At 48.7% G+C, this 2,470-nt stretch carries 1 protein-coding gene; it reads right to left on the bottom strand.

Annotated features, from left to right (window positions below):
* Positions 1–255: 255 nt before the first annotated feature.
* On the bottom strand, positions 256–2,100 hold the full coding sequence (locus A1351_RS04920) for a DUF262 domain-containing protein (RefSeq protein WP_157096113.1): 1,845 nt from the start codon (positions 2,098–2,100) through the stop codon (positions 256–258).
* Between the last annotated feature and the right edge of the window lie 370 nt (positions 2,101–2,470).

Raw genomic sequence — 2,470 nt, 5'->3', positions numbered from 1 at the left:
TCCGAATGGTCGTGAGGGCGTCGGAGCAGACATCTTTGAGCGGCCTCACTGGCTCACCCGTCTGAAGAAGCCGATGGGCGCGCCAGCGGTTGCAGACAACCGCCGACCGGTTCCTTGTCCAGCACAAAAGAGACCGCGCGACCTTTGTCGATGATCTGCGGGCTTCGACGGCAGATCATCGAGATCTGGCCCAATATCGGCGTCTCAGCATTGTTCAATATCTCAAGCGACCATGACTGATTTATAGACATCTAGCTAGTCACCAGCGTCAGTTTCCACACGCTGCTCTAGCTCGAATTGTCGCAAAGCCGCACTTCCCCATCTAGTATTCGCGAATTCACGCATATATTCGGTCCGTTTTCTACAATTATTTGGACTCCACGCGTGCCGTAAGAGGTTTCCTCTGTAGTCCTTATTTCTCAGAAGCTTATTAAACAGCAACGCGCTATTATCCTCTAACACCGCCTCAAGCTTCGCTCTAAAATTGCTGTTTTGCAAGCTTGCATTATCTCTTTTGGTTAGCAATGTGAGATTACCCCAGTGGTTCAAATATGGCCTCATTTCTTTAATGCGGTCTTTTACAAGCTTGTCATCCGCGTCCTGCGGGTTACGCGGAAAGATGTGCTCCACTTCAAGCTTCCTGAAAGTTGCGTCCCACTGGTCGTTCGTTTGAACGCTGACGTCCTGTCGAGTCTCTGGCCACTCGGCTGCCTTGAATAACCACTTGCCGTATTCCCAGAAAAAATAATGAATCACGCGATAAAACCGGTCGTATGCGCTTGGGTCGTCGAAAGCCGACGACGCTAGGTATTCTGGCGTGGTCGTCTGGGCGGATTGTGGATCGAGGCGTTTCACCTCCTCCATGTCCCACCAGGGGCAAGCCTCCCAGAACAGTTCATGAACCGCGTCGCGAAGCTTCAGATCTTTTCGGAAAATACGCTTTGCAATGCTCCATTTAGCGGTTCTACTCTTATTTGATTGGCTGTGCACTAATACTTCACGGAAACAGACGATTTCAACCAGCTTGACAAATGTCACGGTATCAGGGCGCTCTCCCCATTGTTTCAAAGCCGCAATCAGAATTGGTAGAAAATTTGCCTCCCGACGCAGTCGGTTGAAAGAAACAAGCGCATCCTGCAACGGCTGATAGTCAATAATATTATGACGCGGCGCCGTGACCTTCCTCCAAAGAATAGATACCTCTTCTAGAGAATGAATATAATCTCTTACGCTATTAGATATCTCGTTAAAAAACTTGATTTCGTCGTTCCTATAATCGAGCGTCCTCTTTCGCAGGAAGTCATCTACCTCCTGCACCATGTTTGAAAAATCTGTTGTTTTGGTGTACTCTGGATCGAATAATATCCAATGATTTCTCAGGAAAGAATCGGGATCGACCTCACCTTCGTCGGAAAATGGGTTCAGGTTTCTAAAAATAGCCTGAAAGCGATCCTTTATTTCACCCTCCAATGCCGACCGTATGCAAGCATTTGTAATTTTTGATGACCAATCAAAAAGCCTGTTTTTTACCAGATCGATGTTTGCCACCTCCCTTCCACGCATATTTACTCTCTCAAATAAAGAGGTTCCACCCTGTAGGTCTTCAGAACAATAAAGTATCATTTGAGATTTCTTGATATGCTCCGCGGTAACGCAATCCCCTCGCTGTTCGAAAAACATATGCGCGTCATATAGAAGCTTTTGTGAATAGCGCGACGGGATTCCTACTTGCTCACGATTGAACAGTTTCTTTAGCCACACGCCATCAGGCTCTTGCGGGATGATAAATAGCTCACTTCGTCCGTCATCGAAGCGCCTCACAATTGAAGTGTCCTGTAAAGCGCTCAGGAGGATCGCGAGCGTTGTCAAACGTTGCTGCCCATCAATTACTTCGTATTCGTCCCCAGTATTCGAGAGAACGCACATTCCTAAGAAGAGAGGTTTCGAAATGGCTTGCGTTTCGATCAGGTCATTAATTAACGATTCCCACTGGGGCATCCCCCATGCGTAAAGCCGCTGAAATGCCGGCACGCGAAACGTTGCGCCGAGAATGTCTTGTAACGTAACTAATCGTGCCTTGTTAGGTGCAACCAGTGGCATTATGAGAGCCTCCCTCAAGTAATGATTCTGAAGGAACCATAGCTTGTTGAAGAAGGATTTTGTAGCAGCAGCGAAGCAGCCCTCTCGAAAACGCCATGAGAACAACTCCGATGATCTGGACGCACAAAACCAATAGGCGTCAAGCGGCAATGACCAACCCCGTCAACGCTGGGCGGTAATGGGCCACGAGAGTAGCGACTTTAGTTGTTGGAGATCAATGTCGGAATCTCGTCCGCCTTGGCGTCAATGGCCCAAGCCATATTGCGGCAAGCGGCAATCTTCATGTCCGACGACTCCACGTTACTCACGACGCCTTCTTCGGCTGCGCTCGGCCAGCCAGTCTTTGACCGCTTCTTCCACGATCTCATAG

Origin of the sequence: Methylosinus sp. R-45379 (assembly GCF_001644125.1) — a bacterium.
Lineage (GTDB): Bacteria > Pseudomonadota > Alphaproteobacteria > Rhizobiales > Beijerinckiaceae > Methylosinus.
The sequence above is the reverse complement of the archived record's forward strand: the minus strand, read 5'-3'. Positions and strand labels throughout refer to the sequence as shown.

Excerpts from the sequence above, each read along its gene's own strand:
- A1351_RS04920 (WP_157096113.1), bottom strand. The coding sequence starts at position 2,100 with ATGCCACTGGTTGCACCTAACAAGGCACGATTAGTTACGTTACAAGAC.